The organism is Bradyrhizobium campsiandrae (assembly GCF_014529705.1).
Classification (GTDB): Bacteria; Pseudomonadota; Alphaproteobacteria; order Rhizobiales; family Xanthobacteraceae; genus Bradyrhizobium; species Bradyrhizobium campsiandrae.
Window position 1 is genome coordinate 23,647 of record NZ_JAANIH010000043.1, and the last position, 17,938, is coordinate 41,584.

Below are 17,938 nucleotides of genomic sequence, written 5' to 3' on the forward strand. Positions count from 1 at the left end.
CGTGGTCAGGCGCCGTAGCTGTAAAATCCCTGCCCGGTCTTGCGACCGAGATGGCCGGCATCGACCATTTCCTTGAGCAGCGGGGCCGGACGGTATTTGGGGTCGTTGAAGCCCTTATAGAAGACCTCCATCACCGACAGCATGGTGTCGAGGCCGACGAGATCGGCCAGCGCCAGCGGCCCGATCGGATGGTTGCAGCCGAGCTTCATGCCGGCGTCGATTTCCTCGGCGGTGGCAATGCCCTCCTGGAGCGCGAAGATCGCCTCGTTGATCATCGGGCACAGGATGCGGTTGACCGCGAAGCCCGGGCTGTTCTTGGCGGTGATCGCCACCTTGCCGACGCGCTGGGCGAAATCGAGCGCCTTGGCGTGAGTGTCGTCAGAGGTCTGCAGGCCGCGAATGAGCTCCAGCAGCTGCATGACCGGAACGGGATTGAAGAAATGCATGCCGATGAAACGATCGGGGCGATCGGTGGCGGCAGCAAGCTTGGTGATCGAGATCGACGAGGTGTTGGTCGCAACCAGCGTGCGCGGCGACAGCGTGGCGCAGAGGTCCTTCAGGATCTTGACCTTCAGTTCTTCATTCTCCGTTGCGGCCTCGATGACGAGATCGCAATCGGCAAGCTTGGCCCGATCAGTGGTGCCGGTGATGCGCTTGAGCGTCGCCTCGCGATCGGCCGCCGAGATCTTCTCCTTCTTGACCAGGCGCTCGAGGCTGCCGCCGACGGTCGAGATGCCGCGGTTCACCGCCGCATCGGAGATATCGACCATCACGACCGAAAGCCCAGCCGCGGCGCTGACCTGGGCGATGCCGTTGCCCATGGTTCCGGCTCCGATGATGCCAACGGTATTGATCATAGCCTGAAGTCCTTCTCGTTGGGCGGGCGCGGCCTTGAGCGGCAACCTGCCCGGTTTGACCTGAATTTCGAGCCGCGGCGCCCCACGTGCTGCACCGCATCCAGGCTCATCCTTAGCGCATCCGTGGCGAGAATAAAGCCGCCTTTCCCCATCGACGAGGCATGATTTGGCGATCTCGGGGCCCGATCGGCCCCAGTCTTGCGGCAGGTCGCCCCTGGAATCACCGAGGGCGCCGGCCGGCACCCGCGGCGATGGACCCGCCTAGAATTTCAACGTGGTCCGCAGTCCGAACACCGAGGCGTTTCCGAGCGGCTTACCGGCAAGCGGGCCGGACGGCAGCGTTGCGCCGCCGCCGGGATGAATGATGTATTGAAAATTCGGCTGAACCGTCCAGCCATCCCGGATTTGATATTGGTAGACCGCGGTGAGCAATCCCTCGAAACTCCGCACCGGCCAATTCGGCGCGACCAGAGCCCGGTAGTCCGCATCGAGCGCCTGGGCGCGCTTCGACACATGGGCGTAGCCGGCGGCGATCCCGAACTTGTCGTCCGGCCGATGCTCGTCCAGACCGACGAACTCGATGCCGCCATCGGCATAGAGATCAATCAAATTGCGATCGGCCGGCGCGCCGGAGGCGCGGGCAAAGACGCCGATGCCGCGGTCGTCGCTGTGCGGCACGCGATAGACCTGCTGCTCGAACACGGCCCAACCGCCGATATCGCCTGACAGCAACATCGGCGCCCCGCTGCTGGTGGGTGCAGCGAGCGATACGCCGTTGGATGCAAACCGTTGATCGGCGAATGCGCCCAAATGACGCCAGCCGCCGAACTTAATCTGGCCGGCAAGATTCGGGTCGCCCTTCTTGTTGTTCCAGGCATATTGAATCTGGCCGAGCAGAAGCGGCGGATCGTTGACGCGGAAGTTGACGCCGTATCGGTCGCGCTCTTGGGGATCGCCGGGACCGGGCCCCGCCTGATCGCCATCGAAGATCCCGCCGAGGACGGTGAGCTGGTCAGTGACGTTGACCAGAAGCCTCGCGCCCATCGCAGCCAGCGGTGGCGATGGGCCACCGCTCGGCAGGTCGAGCGAGGTGATCGCCGGCCAGCCCATCGAGGCGTTGGTGAAAACGTCGGTGTATTTGGTGTTGAAGAACTCGCTGTCGGCCGCGAGCTGGCCGAGCTTCAGCGAGACTTTCTTCTCGCCCCACTGCTTCTCGAAATAAGCCTCGTAGAGCCGCGTCGACGGCAGTGCCTCGATCCCGCTCACGACGAAGAAATTCTGCAGATTGTCACGCGACAGGCCGCCGCCGTGAATCTGAAACATGTTGGCGTGGAAAGTCAGCTTGTCGAGGCCGGCGAGCTTGTCCAGATCGACATCGATGGCAAGATTCAAGCGGCCCTCATAGATCGCGCCCTGCTTGACGCCGCCGGTCGCGTTGCCCAGCACCTCTCCGATGTACGTCGCCGCGAACTTCACCCCATATTTCTGCAGGGGGTTCGGCAGCAGGCCGAGCGTCTTCTCCTCAATTGTGCTTTCGCCCGTATCCGGATCGGCCGGCTTGTCGTCGTCCGTCTTCTTGTCTTCCTGGGCTATGGCCTGAACGCTGGCCAGCAGATATCCGCCGAGCACGATGGCTGCCATAAGCCGCAAAGCTGTATTGGATACCGACCGCGATCCGCTCATCTCGTGGGGAATGGGACACGTCCGAGATACGGATTCAAGCGCAAACTGCGGATGGAACCGAGTGATGCTCAAGTGTACAATTCAGCACAGACGCTGCTCCTCTTCCATCAAGGCGGCATTCGGCTCCCCCTCCGAGCTGCTGCTGGATCTCCTGCCCGCACCGCACCATCCGGAATGAACGATTTCACACGCTCCGTCCTCGCCGCGTTTGCTCTGATTGGCGAAGCCGATCCCGAGTTGCTCGGCATTGTCGGCCTGTCGGTCCGCGTCAGCCTGACCGCCAGCATCATCGCGCTGTTGATCGGTGCCCCGTTCGGAGCCTTGCTCGCGATCACGCGCTTTCGCGGGCGCCAGGTCATCATCGTGCTGACCAATGCGCTGCTCGGCCTGCCGCCAGTCGTTGTCGGGCTTGCGCTCTATCTTCTGCTGTCGCGTTCCGGTCCCCTCGGCGCGGCCGGCCTGTTGTTCACGCCGACGGCGATGGTGATCGCGCAGACCCTGCTGGCGACGCCGATCGTGGTCGCGCTGGTGCACCGGCCGGCGAGCCTGCTGTGGGCCGAATATGGCGACCTCGCACGGATCGACGGTCTCTCGACATTGCGCAGCATCGGCCTCTTGTTCGCGCTCGGCAGGACCTCGCTGCTGACGGCCTTCCTCGCCGCGTTCGGACGCACCATCGCCGAGGTCGGCGCCATCATCATCGTCGGCGGCAACATCCGTGGCTTCACCCGCACCATGACGACGGCGATCGCGCTGGAAACCAGCAAGGGCGATCTGCCGCTGGCGCTGGGACTCGGGCTGATCCTGCTCGCGCTCAGCGTTGCGGTCTCGACCGTCGCCTTCCTGCTAGTGGGACGCGTTGGGGAAAAATAACTGCTCGCCGCCGACCTTGTAGCCGGCAATTGCATCCTGCCCCTTTGGCGAGATCAACCAGTCGATGAAGGCCTGGCCGTCCCTCGCCTTGACGTTCGGATGCTTGTCCGGATTGACCAGCATCACTCCGTACTGGTTGAACAGGCGCTTGTCGCCCTCGGTCAGGATCGCAAGCTCGCCCCGGTTCTTGAACGACAGCCAGGTGCCGCGGTCGGACAGCAGATACGCGTTCGACGACGACGCCATGTTGAGCGCCGGGCCCATGCCCTGGCCGATCTCGCGGTACCAGCTGTCCTTGCCGGCAGCGGGATCGATGCCCGCCTCCTTCCACAATCTGAGTTCGGCGGCATGGGTGCCGGACTTGTCGCCGCGCGAGATGAACGGCGCCTTGGCCGCCGAGATCTTGCGCAGCGCATCCGCGACGTCCTTGCCGCCGGCGATCTTGGCGGGGTCGCTGTTCGGTCCCACGATGACGAAGTCGTTGTACATGACGTCGAACCGCTTCACGCCCTGCCCTTCGGACATGAACTTGTCCTCGGCCTGCCTGTCATGCACGAACACGACGTCGGCATCGCCGCGCCGTCCGATATCGAGGGCCTGGCCGGTGCCGACGGCAACCACCTTCACCGCGATGCCCGCGTCCCTGGAGAACAGCGGCAACACATAATCGAACAGGCCGGACTGCTCCGTCGACGTCGTCGAAGCCACGGTGATGGAGCGGTCCTGCGCCATTGCGCACGTCGACCAAAGCAGGACTGCTGCGATGGCGGCAAGCTTCTTCATGACGTCGTCCTCATTTCCAACTGCTTCAACCTCGCGTGAACCGCCGCGCGATCAGGTGAGTGGCGCGGAATATCGCACGTTCCAACCGATCTCTGGGATAGAAACGTTGGGAGCCCGTCATGATAAAGACGAACATCATTGCCGCCGTGCGGATCATGTTGTCGATTGCGATGGCCGGTCCGGCGCAGGCCTGGCCCGGACCATCCTCGAGCGTCGACTGCGCTTCGGACGGCGAACCCGGGACCTGCGAAGCACTCACCCTCCTCGTCCGCAGGCATGCGCTGGCGCATCACCATAGCCGCAAACTGGAGCACGCCGTCCTGCCGTTTACTTCGTCGCATCAGCCCGATCACGAGCAGGATCCGCTTGCATCGATGCATTTCGAATGAACGCCGCGGCGCGCGGGCTGTGCAGATGTTCTGCAATTGGTCCCGCCTCAATTGACAGGGATGTGACGGCCGGGGCAGTTTTTCACACTGCTGGCGAATCAGCTGAAGCCCACGGCCCTGAGTACCTCTTGGACAACTCCCAGTGCTTTCGAGACTGATATCGTTGCTGAGCCGCATTCCTGCGGTGAAATGGGCGTTCAACCGGCTACGGCCTGCGCCGCACAGCGGCAGCATCGACCTGACGCCGACCGCTGCGGACGAGGCGGCTGCCGTCATCGCTACGGCAGAAGCTGCTCCGATCGCCGATACTTTCAGCGCAGAGCCGGTCCATCGCGAAGCCGATGTCGAAGTCGCGCCTCCGGCGGGAGAAGACAACGCCACTGTCCCTGTCATCGCGGAGACCTCATTCGCAGTCACGACCGATATCAGCAGCGAGGGCGATTCATCGCCGGAGACGCCGGCAGAGGTCGAGCCTGTCGTCGCCGACGAGATGTCAGCTCCGTCGGTCGAGGTTGCGGGCGAGCCGGTCGAAACGCCTGAAATCATCAGCAGCCATCCGCTTGTGGAACTTGTGGCGGATGCTGAGCCCGAGGTCGCAGACGAGGCACCTGCTGCGTTGGTCGAGGTCGAAACGATCGACACTGCCGAGCCTGTCTTGTGCAGCGACCTCCCCGTAGAACTTCCTGCGGACGTCGAACCCAGGATTGTGGAAGAGGTTCCGGTCTCTGCTGCCGAGATCGAAGCTGTCGATGCGCCTGAGCCCGTCGTCAGCAGCGATGCATCTTCGGAACCCGCTGACGACGTCGATCCTGACGAGGCGGAGCCGATTGGTGTCGCCGCTGCCGAGCCGGACGCAAAGCCGATCGAGACCTCCGAACCCGTGGTCGTCATCGAACCCGCCTCCGCCGTTGCCGTGGAGGCCGAGCCGGCCTCCTTGAACGAAACGCCCGCGGTCGTGATCAACGCTGAGATCGCCACGCCTCTCGTCGCCGACATCAGCATCGACAGCGAGCCCGCGCCCAGTGTTGCCGCCGAGATCGAACCCGACGTCACGGACGATCTTCCACCTGTCCCGGCTGACGCCGCCGAAGAGACCGCGACCCACGCGCCGGTTGCTGCCGCGCAGGTCGAGCCGGCGCCGGCGACCGTGTCGCCCGCTCCGAAGAGCCCGAGTGCACCGAAGGCTCGCCCAAAGCTCGTGGAGCCCGCCGATCGCGCTACACTGATCCGGCAGCGCTGGGCCGAGACCGGCATCAGGATGTGGAATCCGCGGCTGCACGGCACCGGCGAGGCCACGCTGAACATCCAGGGACGCATCGGGCTGCTGCCGCCCGAGCCCGGCGAGACCATGCCGCGCTACGACAAGCTCGAATTCAAGCTGCTCGGCGGCCAGATCGTCTGCGAAGGCGTGATCGTCGAGCCGCCGGTGCATGCCGGCCAGCGCAGCTTTACCAGGCTCGCCGAGCCGCGCGGCGCCGATCGCAGCCGCGAGCCGGTGCGGGACCGCCAGGCCGCCCTCGCCTGATTCTTTTCCGCCGCGACGATGCACCCCATATGTCAGGCTGTCGCCCTGGATATCGGAGCTCGCATGTCCGCAAGATGGCAAAGCCTGATCGTGATCGTCGCCCTCTGCGTTTCGCAGGGCGCGCTTGCCGCATCCCCCAAGCGGCCACAGCGCCTGCATGCGGCGGCGCACGCCACCGATCCTGTTGCGCCCTACAAGGCCGGAAGGCTCTCCACCTCGCGTGGCGAGACTATTCTCGACACGCCCGGGCAGACCACCGTGCTGACACGGCAGGTGCTGGACGACATGAACGCGACGAGCTTGCGCGACGCCATGCGCTCGACCGCGGGAGTGACGATCGGGCGCTAGAGCATCGCGCCATGTGGACTCACGGAATGGGATAGCCTTTCCAGAGCCATTCCAGCGCGGATGGCAGCGTTTGCGCGATGGTCGGACGATCGACGTGCTTGGCGTTGCGCACGAACAGGAACTGGTAGTGATAGCCCTTCTCCGCGAGGACCTTCGCCATCAGCTCGTTCGACAAGGTCCAGTCGTGCATGCCGTCCGGAATGGTGGGATTGGGATAGTACAGATCCTGGTCGCCGCCGAAATACCAGAAGCGGATCGGCTTGGCCGGCGCAGCGACGATCAGCGGCACGCCGGGCGGATCGGCCGGCGTCAGCGCGCCCGCCTTCGCGATGAGGTTGGGCGTGGCGGGCCCGGTCCAGGCGCTGTGATATTCCCAGGCTCCGCCGCGCAGTGATGGATCATGCGGCCATTGCTGGTTGACCATGGTCGGCGAGAACGCCAGCACGCGGTGATAGCGATCGGGATAGAACCAGGCCATGGTGAAGGCCGCGGCGCCGCTCGAGCTCAGGCCCATGGTGGCGCGACCCTCGGGATCTTTCGTCAGCTTGACCTGCGCATTCTTCTCGACCAGCGGCAGCACCTCGCGCTCGATGAAATCCGTGTAGACCCCCGACACCGCGTCATATTCTCGGCCACGCTGGCTGCCCTGAGCATCCTGTCCGCCATTGCCGACCTGGATCGCGATCATCGGCGGCACGCGGCGCTGCGCGATCAGGTTGTCGAGCGTGGTGGCGAGATCCTTATAAGCATTGGAACCGCCGTCGCCGACCACGATGAACGGCGCTTCGGTGCCGCTGACATATTGCGCCGGCACATAGACATCGATCGTGCGTGACCAGACGCCCGGATGGCTGGTGGTCACGATCATGTTCGACCTGTCGTCGGGCGCCGTCACGGTCGTCATGATCGAGGAATTGGAGCAGCCGGTAACATCGTCGCGGATCAGGCCAGGATTGTAGATCGTGCTGTCCTTCGAGGAGAGCGTGAAGGATTTCGTCGTGCCGCGTGGGACGCCCTCCTTCGCAATCGTCTCGGGCGCGGGATTATGGGTGGGGCCGATGATGAAATTGCCCTCTGCACCCGGCGGCGGCAGCGTGCCGTCGGGCAGCTCGGTTGCGCGCGGATAGTTGGGGTTGGAGGGATCGCGCGTCGGCGGCGTCGTCTTGAAGTCGAGGCCGGTCGTGTCGATGAAGAACGGCGCCGCCTTGTCGGTGGTGTTGGCGCCCGGCGGCACGCCCATGTTCTGGGTCACGCAGGCCGGCTGCGCGTACGCGGCCGATGCGAGCGCGACTGATATCAGCGTGCCCGCGAGGATGGACAGTGAATGGGTCATTTCAGCTCCCGATGTTGACGGGTCTTGCTGGCCCGCCTTGGCGCAAAGTATGGCGAGCGGATCGTGTGCGGTCAAACGAACCGAGCGCATTGCGGCGATCGCCGCCATGCTCAAATCGGACAGCGACCGTTATTCCGCGCATGGCGCGCAATCTTTCGAAGCTGAGGCGGTTGCTGCCGCATCGCGCAACAACTAGCCTGAGGCTGGTCGATCCGCGCGGAGCCGCGGTCGCAACAACAACATCAGGGAGGACAATCCATGAGAAAGCTCACGGCCGCGCTATGTGCGCTGGCGCTGTTCGCGCCGGCTGCGCAGGCACAAACCATCAAGGATTTTCTTGCGCAGGTCATGGCGAAATGGACCGCGCCGTTCGAGCCGTTCCGTCTGATCGACAACATCTATTATGTCGGCACCGACGGCATCGCCGTCTACATCATCAAGACGTCACAGGGCCTGATCCTGATCGACACTGCGATGGCGCAGTCGACCGGCATGATCAAGGACAACATCGCCAAGCTCGGCTTCAAGGTCGCCGACATCAAATACATCCTCAACAGCCACGCCCATCTCGACCACACCGGCGGCTTTGCCGAAATCAAGCAGGAGAGCGGCGCACAGCTCGTCGCCGGCGAGCGCGACAAGCCGCTGCTCGAAGGCGGCTATTATCCGGGCGACGAGACAAACGCGGATCTGGCCTTTTCTCCCGCGAAGGTCGACCGCGCGGTGAAGGAAGGCGACAAGGTCACGCTCGGCGACACCACGCTGACGGCGCACGCAACGCCCGGCCATTCGCCGGGCTGCACGAGTTGGGAAATGACGGTGAAGGACGCCGGCCAGGACCGCGAGGTGCTGTTCTTCTGCAGCGGCACCGTGGCGCTGAACCGCCTGGTGGGACAGCCGACCTATCCCGGCATCGTCGACGACTACCGCGCCACCTTTGCCAAGGCGAAGGCGATGAAGATCGACGTGCTGCTCGGACCGCATCCCGAGGTCTACGGCATGCAGGCCAAGCGCGCCGAGCAGATCAAGAGCGAAACGCCGAATCCGTTCGTGAAGCCGGGCGAGCTTGCGACTTACGCCACAGGTCTGTCGGAGGATTTCGACAAAGCGCTCGCCAAGCAGACGGCCGCGCTCCAGGCCGCAAAATAGACGCCATCGTGCCAGGCGCGCGGCGGTCGTCAACGGCGGCCGCCGTGTCGTCAGAGCGCATCGCGCGGCCGAGGCCGACCATGGTTAGCAGAGCGTAGCCACGATCGTGTGGGACGATCTGCCGCGCGAGAGACGGCGCGCTTCCACCTCGCATCCTTAACATCCTCTCACCAATGCACGCGCACGGAAAATCCTGCGGTAGAGTGCAACCATGACTGGCGCGTCCGGCGCGAGCGCGTCTAACGTGGTCTTTACCCCCGCTGTGCAAGATCGTCTTCGTTTTGAAGGGATTTGGGGCGCGTATTGCCATGCCTGCCATCGATTTGAGAGCTCACCTCGCCGCTGCGATACAGTTGTTTCGCGTGCCGGAGGATCCGGATCTGTCGCGCGCGCAGTTCGACGCCTTCTCCAAGCAGATCCCGCTGCTCTATTTCATCCTGATCAGCAACACGCTCGCGGTCGCCTATACCTACGTCAACGTCGCCCCCGACTGGCTGACGATGATCGTCCCGAGCGTGCTGACGCTGCTGGCCGCGCTTCGGACGTTCTGGTGGCTGCGCCAGCGCCATCTCGCCCGCAGTGATGCCGACATCCTGCGCAATCTACGCGCCACCAACTGGATGACGCTGCCGATCGGCGCCGGCTTCACCGCCTGGTCCTTCGCGCTCTACCCCTACGGCGATCCCTTCGCCAAGAGCCAGGTCGCCTTCTACATGGCGGTGACCGTGATCGGCTGCATCTTCTCGCTGATGCATCTGCGTTCGGCGGCGCTGATCGTGACGCTGGTCGTCGACGTGCCCTATGTGCTGTTCTTCTGGGCCACCGGCGAGCCGACGCTGAAGGCGATCGCGATCAACAATCTCCTGGTCTCCGCCGCGATGGTGACGGTGCTGTTCATCTACTATCGCGACTTCGCCGATCTCGTCGGCAGCCGCAAATCGCTGCTCGCGCAGCAGGCGGCAACGCAGGCACTGTCGGACGAAAACTTCCGCCTCGCCAATCTGGATTCCCTCACCGAGCTGCCGAACCGCCGCCGCTTCTTCGCCGAGCTGACGAGCGCCTTCAGCGACGCCGAGCGCCGACATGTCTGCGTCGCGGTGGGCATCATCGATCTCGACGGCTTCAAGCCGATCAACGACAATTACGGCCACTCGGTCGGTGACCGCGTGCTGATCGAGGCCGGGCGGCGCATCCGTGACGTCTGCGAGGGTTTTGGGCCGCAACGGGTGGAGTTCGCGCGCCTCGGCGGCGATGAATTCGGTCTCGTCGTATGCGGCGGCCCCGAAGAGGCGGACCTCGCGCGACTCGGCGAGCGCATCGGCGAAAAGGTCAAGCTGCCCTACCAGCTCGACACCGCCCACACCGGCCTGTCCTGCTCGATCGGCTTTGCGATGTACCCGCGCTCGGCGACGACCGCCGAAGCGCTGTATGAATGCGCGGATTATTCGCTCTACCACGCCAAGCGGCATCAGCGCGGGCGCACGGTGATCTTCTCCAGCGAGCTGGAAGCCGAGATCCGCAGCCGCGGCGTGATCGAGAACATGCTGCGCAGCGCCGATTTCGACACCGAAATGGAGCTGGTGTTCCAGCCGATCGTGGACGCCATGGGCGAACGCACCGTGGGCTTCGAAACGCTGGCGCGCTGGAACAGTCCGCGTCTCGGCCGGGTTTCGCCGGCCGACTTCATCCCGGCTGCGGAGCGCATCGGCCTGATCCGTCCGTTGACGCAGGCGTTGCTGACGCGGGCGCTGGCGACGGCCAAGTCCTGGCCCGACGAGATCCGCCTCTCGTTCAACCTGTCCGCCCACGACGTCTGCGCGGCCGAAGGCATCCTGCCGCTGATCGCCATCATCGAGAAGGGCGGCGTGCCGCCGCGCCGGATCGATTTCGAGATCACCGAGACCGCCGTGACCTTCGACTTCGCGCGGGCGGAGCAATCGATAGGGGCATTGAAGGCGATGGGCTGCGGTATCTCGCTGGACGATTTCGGCACCGGCTACTCGTCGCTCACCCACGTGCACCGGCTGCCGCTCGACAAGATCAAGGTCGACCGCAGCTTCGTTGCCGACATCAATGACAATCCGGTCAGCCACAAGATCATCAAATCGCTCGCGGGCCTCTGCGACGACATGGAGATCGCCTGCGTGGTCGAGGGCGTCGAGACCCACGCGCAGCTTGACAGTCTGCGCCGGCTCGGATGCGAATTGATCCAGGGCTATTACTTCTCGAAACCGATGCCGGGCGCAGCGATCGAGGACTATCTCGCCAAGGAGCGCGAGCGCCTCGACCAAGGCGCCGCCAAGGTCGTGGCCTGAGGCTGCGTTACGTCACCAGGCTCGGCAGATCGAGCCCCTTGTTGCGCGCGCAGTCGATCGCGATGTCGTAGCCGGCGTCCGCGTGGCGCATGACGCCGCTGGCGGGGTCGTTCCAGAGCACGCGTTCGATCCGCCTGGCGGCTTCCGGCGTGCCGTCGGCGACGATCACCATGCCGGCGTGCTGGGAATAGCCGATGCCGACGCCGCCGCCATGATGCAGTGAGACCCAGGTCGCGCCGCTGGCGCAATTGAGCAGCGCATTGAGCAGCGGCCAATCGGACACGGCGTCCGAGCCGTCCTTCATCGCCTCGGTCTCGCGGTTCGGGCTTGCCACCGAGCCGCTGTCGAGATGATCGCGGCCGATCACGACAGGCGCCTTCAATTCGCCGCGCGCCACCATCTCGTTGAAGGCAAGGCCGAGGCGATGCCGATCGCCAAGGCCAACCCAGCAGATCCGCGCCGGCAGGCCCTGGAACTTGATGCGCGCTTTGGCCATGTCGAGCCAATTGTGAAGGTGCTTGTCATCAGGCATCAGCTCCTTGACCTTGGCGTCGGTCTTGAAGATGTCTTCAGGGTCGCCCGACAGCGCGGCCCAGCGGAATGGCCCGACGCCGCGGCAGAACAGCGGGCGGATATAGGCCGGCACGAAGCCGGGGAAATCGAAGGCGTTCTTCAAGCCCATGTCCTGCGCCATCTGGCGAATGTTGTTGCCGTAGTCGAGCGTCGGAATGCCCTGGGCATGGAAATCGAGCATGGCCTGGACATGCTCGACCATCGACATCTTCGAGGCGCGCTCCACACCCTTCGGATCGGAGGCGCGCCTGGTCTCCCAATCGGCCAGCGTCCAGCCCTTGGGCAAATAGCCGTTGATCGGGTCATGCGCGCTGGTCTGGTCGGTGACGATGTCGGGTTTGACGCCGCGGCGCACCAGCTCGGGGAAAATCTCGGCGGCATTGCCGAGAAGGCCAACCGAGACCGCCTTCCCGGTCTTTGCAGACTCTGCCATGATCGCGAGCGCCTCGTCGAGCGTTGCGGCCTGGCGATCGAGATAGCCGGTGCGCAGGCGCATCTCGATCCGGCTCGGCTGGCATTCGACCGCGAGCATCGAGGCGCCCGCCATGGTCGCCGCCAGCGGCTGCGCGCCGCCCATGCCGCCGAGGCCGGCGGTGAGGATCCATTTGCCGGCGAGGCTCCCGCCGTAGTGGCGACGGCCGACCTCGACGAAGGTCTCGTAGGTGCCCTGCACGATGCCCTGGCTGCCGATATAGATCCAGGAGCCTGCGGTCATCTGGCCGTACATCATCAGGCCCTGCCGATCGAGCTCGTTGAAATGATCGAGCGTCGCCCAATGCGGCACGATGTTGGAGTTCGCGATCAGCACGCGCGGCGCATCTTCATGGGTGCGGAAGATGCCGACCGGCTTGCCCGATTGCACCAGCAGGGTCTGGTCGGCCTCGAGCTTGCGCAACGCGTTGGTGATCCGGTCAAAGCTCTCCCAGTCGCGCGCGGCGCGGCCGATGCCACCATAGACGACGAGCTCGCTCGGCCGCTCCGCAACGTCAGGATCGAGATTGTTCATGAGCATGCGCAAGGGGGCCTCCGTCAGCCAGCTCTTGGCGCTGATCTCGCTGCCGCGGGGAGCGCGGATGGTGCGGTCATTGTCCAGTCGGCGGTTCATGCGGAAACCTCTTCAGACGAGTCTTGGAAACGGATCGGATGAAAGCGCCGCGAGCGCGGCGGCCGGCAGAGCATCGGCCTCGATCAGAGCTGCAGCCTTGGCGAGATCGCCAGCCATGTAGCGATCATTACCGAGCGCGGGAACCTGATCGCGAAGCGCGGCAATGACGGCGACCAGCGGCGCGCTGGTCGCATGCGGCGCGCGCAGCGTGATGCCTTGCGCGGCAACCAGAAGCTCGATGCCCAAGATCGCGGCGAGATTGTCCACCATGTCCGCGAGGCGCCGGGCGGCATGCGCGGCCATGGAGACGTGATCTTCCTGATTGGCGCTGGTCGGCGTCGAATCGATCGAGCAGGCCGCGGCACGCTGCTTGTTCTCGGAGTAGAGCGCAGCCGCCGTCACCTCGGCGATCATGAAGCCGGAGTTGATGCCGGGATCAGGAGTGAGGAACGGCGGCAGGCCGAAATTGAGCGCAGGATCGACCAGCGTCGCGATGCGGCGCTCGCTGATCGCCCCGATCTCCGACAGCGCCAATGCGATCGTATCGGCGGCAAAGGCGACCGGTTCTGCGTGAAAATTTCCGCCGGAGACGATCTCGCCGCTCTCGACCAGCACCAGTGGATTGTCGGTGACCGCATTGGCCTCGACGATCAGCGTGCGCGCGGCCTGCGTGATCAGATCGAGCGCGGCGCCGGTGACCTGCGGCTGGCAGCGCAGGCAATAGGGATCCTGCACGCGCTCGTCGCCCTCCAGATGCGACAGGCGGATATCGCTGCCGTCGAGCAGCGCGGTCAGCGCCGCAGCCGCAGCAACCTGCCCGGGTTGACCGCGCAGCGCCTGGATTTCGGGGCGGAATGGCGCGGTCGACGCCATCGCAGCATCAACCGACAGCGCACCGGTGACCAGCGCGGCGCGGACCAGACGAAATGCGCGCAGCACGCCGGAAATGGCATAGGCGGTCGAGAACTGCGTGCCATTGATCAGCGCGAGCCCCTCCTTGGGGCCAAGCGTCAATGGCGTGAGCCCGGCGGCGGCGAGCGCCGCGTTGCCGGGCACAGTCTTGCCATCGACGATCGCCTGCCCCTCGCCGATCATCACCGCGGTCATATGCGCGAGCGGCGCGAGATCACCGGAGGCGCCGACCGAGCCCTGCTGCGGCACCAGCGGATAGACGTTCCGCGCCAGCATGCCCTGCAGCTGCTCGATCACCTCGCGGCGTACGCCGGACGCGCCGCGCCCGAGCGAAACAATCTTCAGCGCCATCATCAGGCGGACAATCGGCTCCGGCGTTGCCGCACCGACGCCGCAGCAATGCGAGACGATGAGATTGCGCTGGAGCAGCGCCGTCTGGTCGGGCGGAATGCGCTTGGACGCCAGCTTGCCGAACCCGGTATTGATCCCATAAACCGGAGCATCGGCTCGCGCGGCCTTCGCGACGATCTCCGCCGCCGCATCGACGCGCGGCCAGAACGAAGGATCGAGCACGATGGGCGCGCCTTCCAGCACGCGCGCGAGTTCGTCGAGGCTCACCTTGCCCGGCGTGACGACGATGGCGGCAGCCTGCTCCGTCACTGCCCCCTCCAGACGCGGCGGTGCAGCGGATTGAAGCCGATGCGGTAGACCAGTTCGGCGGGACGCTCGATATCCCAGATCGCGAGGTCGCACCATTTGCCGGCTTCCAAGGTCCCGGTCTCGTCGAGCACGCCGAGCGCCCGTGCGCCCTCGCGGGTGATGCCGGCGAGGCATTCGGCGACGGTCATCCGGAACAGCGTCGCGCCCATGTTCATCGTGAGCAGCAGCGAGGTGAGCGGCGAGCTGCCGGGATTGCAGTCGGTCGCGAGCGCCATGGCAACGCCGTGCTTGCGGAACGCCTCGACCGGCGGCTTCTGCGTCTCGCGGATGAAATAAAACGCGCCAGGCAACAGCACGGCCACCGTTCCCGCTTTGGCCATGGCCGCGGCACCGGCTTCATCCGTGTGCTCGAGATGATCGGCCGAAAGCGCCGAGAATGTCGCGGCCAGCGCGGCGCCGCCGAGGTTCGAGAGCTGGTCGGCGTGAAGCTTGACCGGGAGCCCGAGCGCCCTCGCCGCCTCGAACACGCGCGCCGTCTGCTCGGCCGAGAACGCGATGCCCTCCATGAAGGCGTCGACCGCGTCGGCGAGGCCCGCCTCGGCGACGGCCGGGAGCATCTCCTTGCAGACGAGATCGATATAGCGGTCCTTGTCGCCATCGGCTTCCACCGGCAGCGCATGCGCGCCGAGGAAGGAGGTACGAATCGTCACCCTCCGCTGCCGGCCGAGGCTGCGCGCCGCGGCGAGCTGGCGCATCTCTGTCTCGGCATCGAGGCCATAGCCGGACTTGATCTCGACCGTGGTGGCGCCCTCGCCGATCAGCGCGTCCAAGCGCGGCAGCGCGCTTGCGATCAGTTCGGCCTCACTCGCCTTGCGCGTCGCGGCCACAGTGGAAACGATCCCGCCGCCGGCGCGTGCGATCTCCTCGTAGCTCGCGCCCTTGAGGCCCAGCTCGAACTCGTGGGCGCGGTTGCCGCCATAGACGAGATGGGTGTGGCAATCAACGAGGCCTGGCGTGATCCAGCGTCCCTCGCAGTCGATCCGCTGGATGGCATCGGCGTCAACAGGGAAATCGGCTGCCGCACCGGCATAAACGATGCGGCCATCACGTATGGCGACCACGCCCTGCTCGATCTCGCCGAGATCGGGGCGGTCGACCCGCATGGTGGCGAGCCGGGCGTTATGCCAGATCCGGTCGAAACGCTCTGCCATGCCATTGTCCCTTCGCGAAGTCCCTGCGCCCTGGGATGCTTGACTTATATGTCTAGACATATAATCGTAAGACGGTTCTGTCCAGCCGGCGTGTCATCAATCATGTCCCGACTGCATTTCGCCTCCGCGCTCCTGCCTTCGGGCTGGGCCAATGACGTGCAGGTGGTGATCACCGCCGGCGCGATCGCGGCGGTGACGCCTGATGTTGCGCCTGCTGCCGCCGACGAGCGCCACGCCGTCGCGCTACCGGGACTTTCGAGCCTGCACAGCCACGCGTTTCAACGCGGCATGGCGGGGCTCGCGGAATTGCGTGGCGACAGGGCCGACACGTTCTGGACCTGGCGCGAGACGATGTATCGCTTCGCGCTGACGATGACGCCGGAGGACGTCGCTGATGTCGCGACGCTGCTCTATGTCGAGATGCTGGAGCAAGGTTTTACCCGTGTCGGCGAATTCCACTATCTGCACCACGATCGCGACGGCTCGCACTATGCTGATCCTGCCGAGATGGCCGCGCGCATTGCGCAGGCCGCCGGGGCATCGGGAATCGCCCTGACGCTGCTGCCGAGCTTTTATGCGCACGGCTCCTTCGGCGGTGCAGCGCCGCATGCCGGCCAGCGCCGCTTCATCTGCTCGGTCGATCAGTTCGCGAGGCTGATGGCTGCCTCGCGCAAGGCGATCGCAACCCTGCCGGGCGCCAATATCGGCATCGCACCGCACAGCCTGCGCGCGGTGGCGCCGGACGAACTCAGGGCGATCATCCCTCTTGCCGAGGGCGGGCCGGTGCACATCCATGCGGCCGAACAGGTGAAGGAAGTCGAAGACTGCCTGGCCTGGTCAGGCCGGCGTCCGGTGCAATGGCTGCTTGAGCACGCCCCGCTCGATCAGCGCTGGTGCCTCATTCATGCGACCCACACGACGGATGATGAAGTCAGCGCGTTCGCAAAGACCGGTGCTGTGGCGGGTCTCTGCCCCGTGACCGAAGCGAGTCTCGGCGACGGCATTTTTCCGGCGCGCGAGTTTCTCGACGCCGGCGGCAGGTTCGGCGTCGGCACCGATTCCAACGTGCTGGTCGGCGTCACCGATGAGCTGCGCCAGCTCGAATACGGCCAGCGGCTCAAGCATCGCGCGCGCAACGTGCTGTCGGGCGGCGCGGGCCGCTCGACCGGTCGCACGCTGTTCGACGACGCGCTTGCGGGCGGCGCGCGGGCGCTGGCGCAACCGACCGTCGGCCTGACCCCGGGCGCGCGTGCCGACATCGTCACCCTCGATGCCACGCATCCGTCGCTGGCGGGACGTGCGCGCGACGCCATCATCGACGGCTGGATCTTTGCGGCTGGCAATGGCGCGATTGATTGCGTCTGGGCCGGCGGCGACAAGGTTGTCGAAGGCGGACAGCATAAACTGCGCCGATCCGCGCGCGAGCGGTTTAACGCGGCAGTGCGGAGGCTCGTCGCATGAGCCTTGCCACGGATGGCGCCGATAAGCCGACGCTCTACAAGCGCATCCGCGCCGACATCGAGAAGCGCATCCTGACCGGCGAATGGCCGCCGGGCCACCGCATTCCGTTCGAGCACGAGCTGGTGGCGCGCTACGGCTGCTCGCGCATGACGGTGAACAAGGCGCTGTCAGAGCTTGCCCAGGCCGACCTAATCGAGCGAAGACGACGGGCCGGTTCCTTCGTGCGCCGGCCGCAGCATCAGTCGGCGGTGCTCAAGATCGCCGATATCCGCGCCGAGATCACCGCGCTGGGCCGCGCCTATGGCTATGAGCTGATCAGCCGCAAGCTGCGCGCGGCGACCGCTGCCGACCGCGAACGGCTCGGCGTCAGGAAGGCCGGCAAGGTGATCGCGATCTCCTGCCGGCATAGCGCCGACAACGTGCCGTTCGCCGTCGAGGACCGGCTGATCGATCTTGCTTCTGTGCCATCTGCGGCGACTGCGGATTTCTCGCGCGAGCCGCCCGGCTCGTGGCTGCTTCATCATGTGCCCTGGACAGAAGCCGAGCACACGATCAGCGCCATTGTTGCGGATGATCGCACGGCTGAGGCGCTCGACATCGCCGTCGGCGCGCCATGCCTGGTGATCGACCGCTATACCTGGCGCAGCGCACGCACGATCACGGCGGTGCGCCTGCTCTATCCCGGCGAGTCTCACCGCCTTGTCGCGCGATTCAAGGGAGGCTGAGCGAACGATGTCGGCACAAATCGTGCAACGCTTCGG

General features: G+C 65.4%; 15 protein-coding genes. 8 read left to right on the forward strand and 7 right to left on the reverse strand.

Annotation, left to right across the window (positions count from 1 at the left end; translation table 11 throughout):
• Window positions 1-5: 5 nt before the first annotated feature.
• Together G8O24_RS27600 and G8O24_RS27605 are read right to left on the reverse strand one after the other, a co-directional pair.
• On the reverse strand, window positions 6-857 hold the full coding sequence (locus G8O24_RS27600; RefSeq protein WP_188104848.1) for a 3-hydroxybutyryl-CoA dehydrogenase: 852 nt from the start codon (window positions 855-857) through the stop codon (window positions 6-8).
• 261 nt (window positions 858-1,118) lie between these two features.
• On the reverse strand, window positions 1,119-2,498 hold the full coding sequence (locus tag G8O24_RS27605; RefSeq protein WP_188104850.1) for a carbohydrate porin: 1,380 nt from the start codon (window positions 2,496-2,498) through the stop codon (window positions 1,119-1,121).
• A gap of 216 nt (window positions 2,499-2,714) precedes the next feature.
• Between G8O24_RS27605 and G8O24_RS27610 the strand changes: the two genes are divergently transcribed.
• Entirely contained in the window at window positions 2,715-3,413 is a 699-nt protein-coding gene (locus G8O24_RS27610) for an ABC transporter permease (protein ID WP_188104852.1), read from the forward strand.
• On the opposite strand, the gene G8O24_RS27615 is transcribed toward G8O24_RS27610, so the two are convergent.
• Window positions 3,387-4,196 (reverse strand): ABC transporter substrate-binding protein, encoded by an 810-nt coding sequence (locus G8O24_RS27615; protein WP_188104854.1) that lies wholly within the window; start codon window positions 4,194-4,196, stop codon window positions 3,387-3,389. The genes G8O24_RS27610 and G8O24_RS27615 overlap by 27 nt on opposite strands.
• A gap of 119 nt (window positions 4,197-4,315) precedes the next feature.
• Between G8O24_RS27615 and G8O24_RS27620 the strand changes: the two genes are divergently transcribed.
• The 3 genes from G8O24_RS27620 to G8O24_RS27630 all read left to right on the forward strand — a co-directional run bounded on the left by G8O24_RS27620 (window position 4,316) and on the right by G8O24_RS27630 (window position 6,458).
• On the forward strand, window positions 4,316-4,585 hold the full coding sequence (locus G8O24_RS27620) for a hypothetical protein (RefSeq protein WP_188104856.1): 270 nt from the start codon (window positions 4,316-4,318) through the stop codon (window positions 4,583-4,585).
• A gap of 142 nt (window positions 4,586-4,727) precedes the next feature.
• Complete coding sequence (locus tag G8O24_RS27625) at window positions 4,728-6,110, forward strand: hypothetical protein (protein ID WP_311972282.1); 1,383 nt, start codon at window positions 4,728-4,730, stop codon at window positions 6,108-6,110.
• Window positions 6,111-6,173: 63 nt separating this feature from the next.
• The gene (locus G8O24_RS27630) at window positions 6,174-6,458 is read left to right on the forward strand and encodes a TonB-dependent receptor plug domain-containing protein (protein ID WP_188104857.1); all 285 of its coding nucleotides are present in this window, start codon (window positions 6,174-6,176) and stop codon (window positions 6,456-6,458) included.
• A 19-nt stretch (window positions 6,459-6,477) separates the two neighbouring features.
• Here G8O24_RS27630 and G8O24_RS27635 read toward each other — a convergent pair whose 3' ends face one another.
• The gene (locus tag G8O24_RS27635) at window positions 6,478-7,791 is read right to left on the reverse strand and encodes an alpha/beta hydrolase (RefSeq protein WP_188104859.1); all 1,314 of its coding nucleotides are present in this window, start codon (window positions 7,789-7,791) and stop codon (window positions 6,478-6,480) included.
• A gap of 258 nt (window positions 7,792-8,049) precedes the next feature.
• Between G8O24_RS27635 and blaBJP the strand changes: the two genes are divergently transcribed.
• Together blaBJP and G8O24_RS27645 are read left to right on the forward strand one after the other, a co-directional pair.
• Complete coding sequence (gene blaBJP, locus G8O24_RS27640; protein ID WP_188104861.1) at window positions 8,050-8,940, forward strand: BJP family subclass B3 metallo-beta-lactamase; 891 nt, start codon at window positions 8,050-8,052, stop codon at window positions 8,938-8,940.
• Between the two features lie 308 nt (window positions 8,941-9,248).
• On the forward strand, window positions 9,249-11,255 hold the full coding sequence (locus G8O24_RS27645; RefSeq protein WP_188104863.1) for a putative bifunctional diguanylate cyclase/phosphodiesterase: 2,007 nt from the start codon (window positions 9,249-9,251) through the stop codon (window positions 11,253-11,255).
• A 7-nt stretch (window positions 11,256-11,262) separates the two neighbouring features.
• Here G8O24_RS27645 and hutU read toward each other — a convergent pair whose 3' ends face one another.
• The 3 genes from hutU to hutI are packed head-to-tail and all read right to left on the reverse strand — an operon-like array spanning window position 11,263 to window position 15,716.
• Window positions 11,263-12,933, reverse strand: coding sequence for a urocanate hydratase (gene hutU, locus G8O24_RS27650; RefSeq protein WP_188104865.1), 1,671 nt, complete (start codon window positions 12,931-12,933; stop codon window positions 11,263-11,265).
• A 12-nt stretch (window positions 12,934-12,945) separates the two neighbouring features.
• The gene (hutH, locus tag G8O24_RS27655; protein ID WP_188104867.1) at window positions 12,946-14,505 is read right to left on the reverse strand and encodes a histidine ammonia-lyase; all 1,560 of its coding nucleotides are present in this window, start codon (window positions 14,503-14,505) and stop codon (window positions 12,946-12,948) included.
• Complete coding sequence (gene hutI / locus G8O24_RS27660; RefSeq protein ID WP_188104869.1) at window positions 14,502-15,716, reverse strand: imidazolonepropionase; 1,215 nt, start codon at window positions 15,714-15,716, stop codon at window positions 14,502-14,504. The genes hutH and hutI overlap by 4 nt, the downstream gene beginning before the upstream one ends.
• A 102-nt stretch (window positions 15,717-15,818) precedes the next feature.
• On the opposite strand from hutI, the gene G8O24_RS27665 reads away from it, so the two are divergent.
• Entirely contained in the window at window positions 15,819-17,177 is a 1,359-nt protein-coding gene (locus tag G8O24_RS27665) for a formimidoylglutamate deiminase (protein WP_188104871.1), read from the forward strand.
• A complete protein-coding gene (gene hutC, locus G8O24_RS27670; protein WP_188104872.1) occupies window positions 17,174-17,902 on the forward strand; it encodes a histidine utilization transcriptional repressor HutC in 729 nt (242 codons plus the stop codon). Before G8O24_RS27665 ends, hutC begins: the two co-directional genes overlap by 4 nt.
• The last annotated feature ends 36 nt before the right edge of the window (window positions 17,903-17,938 follow it).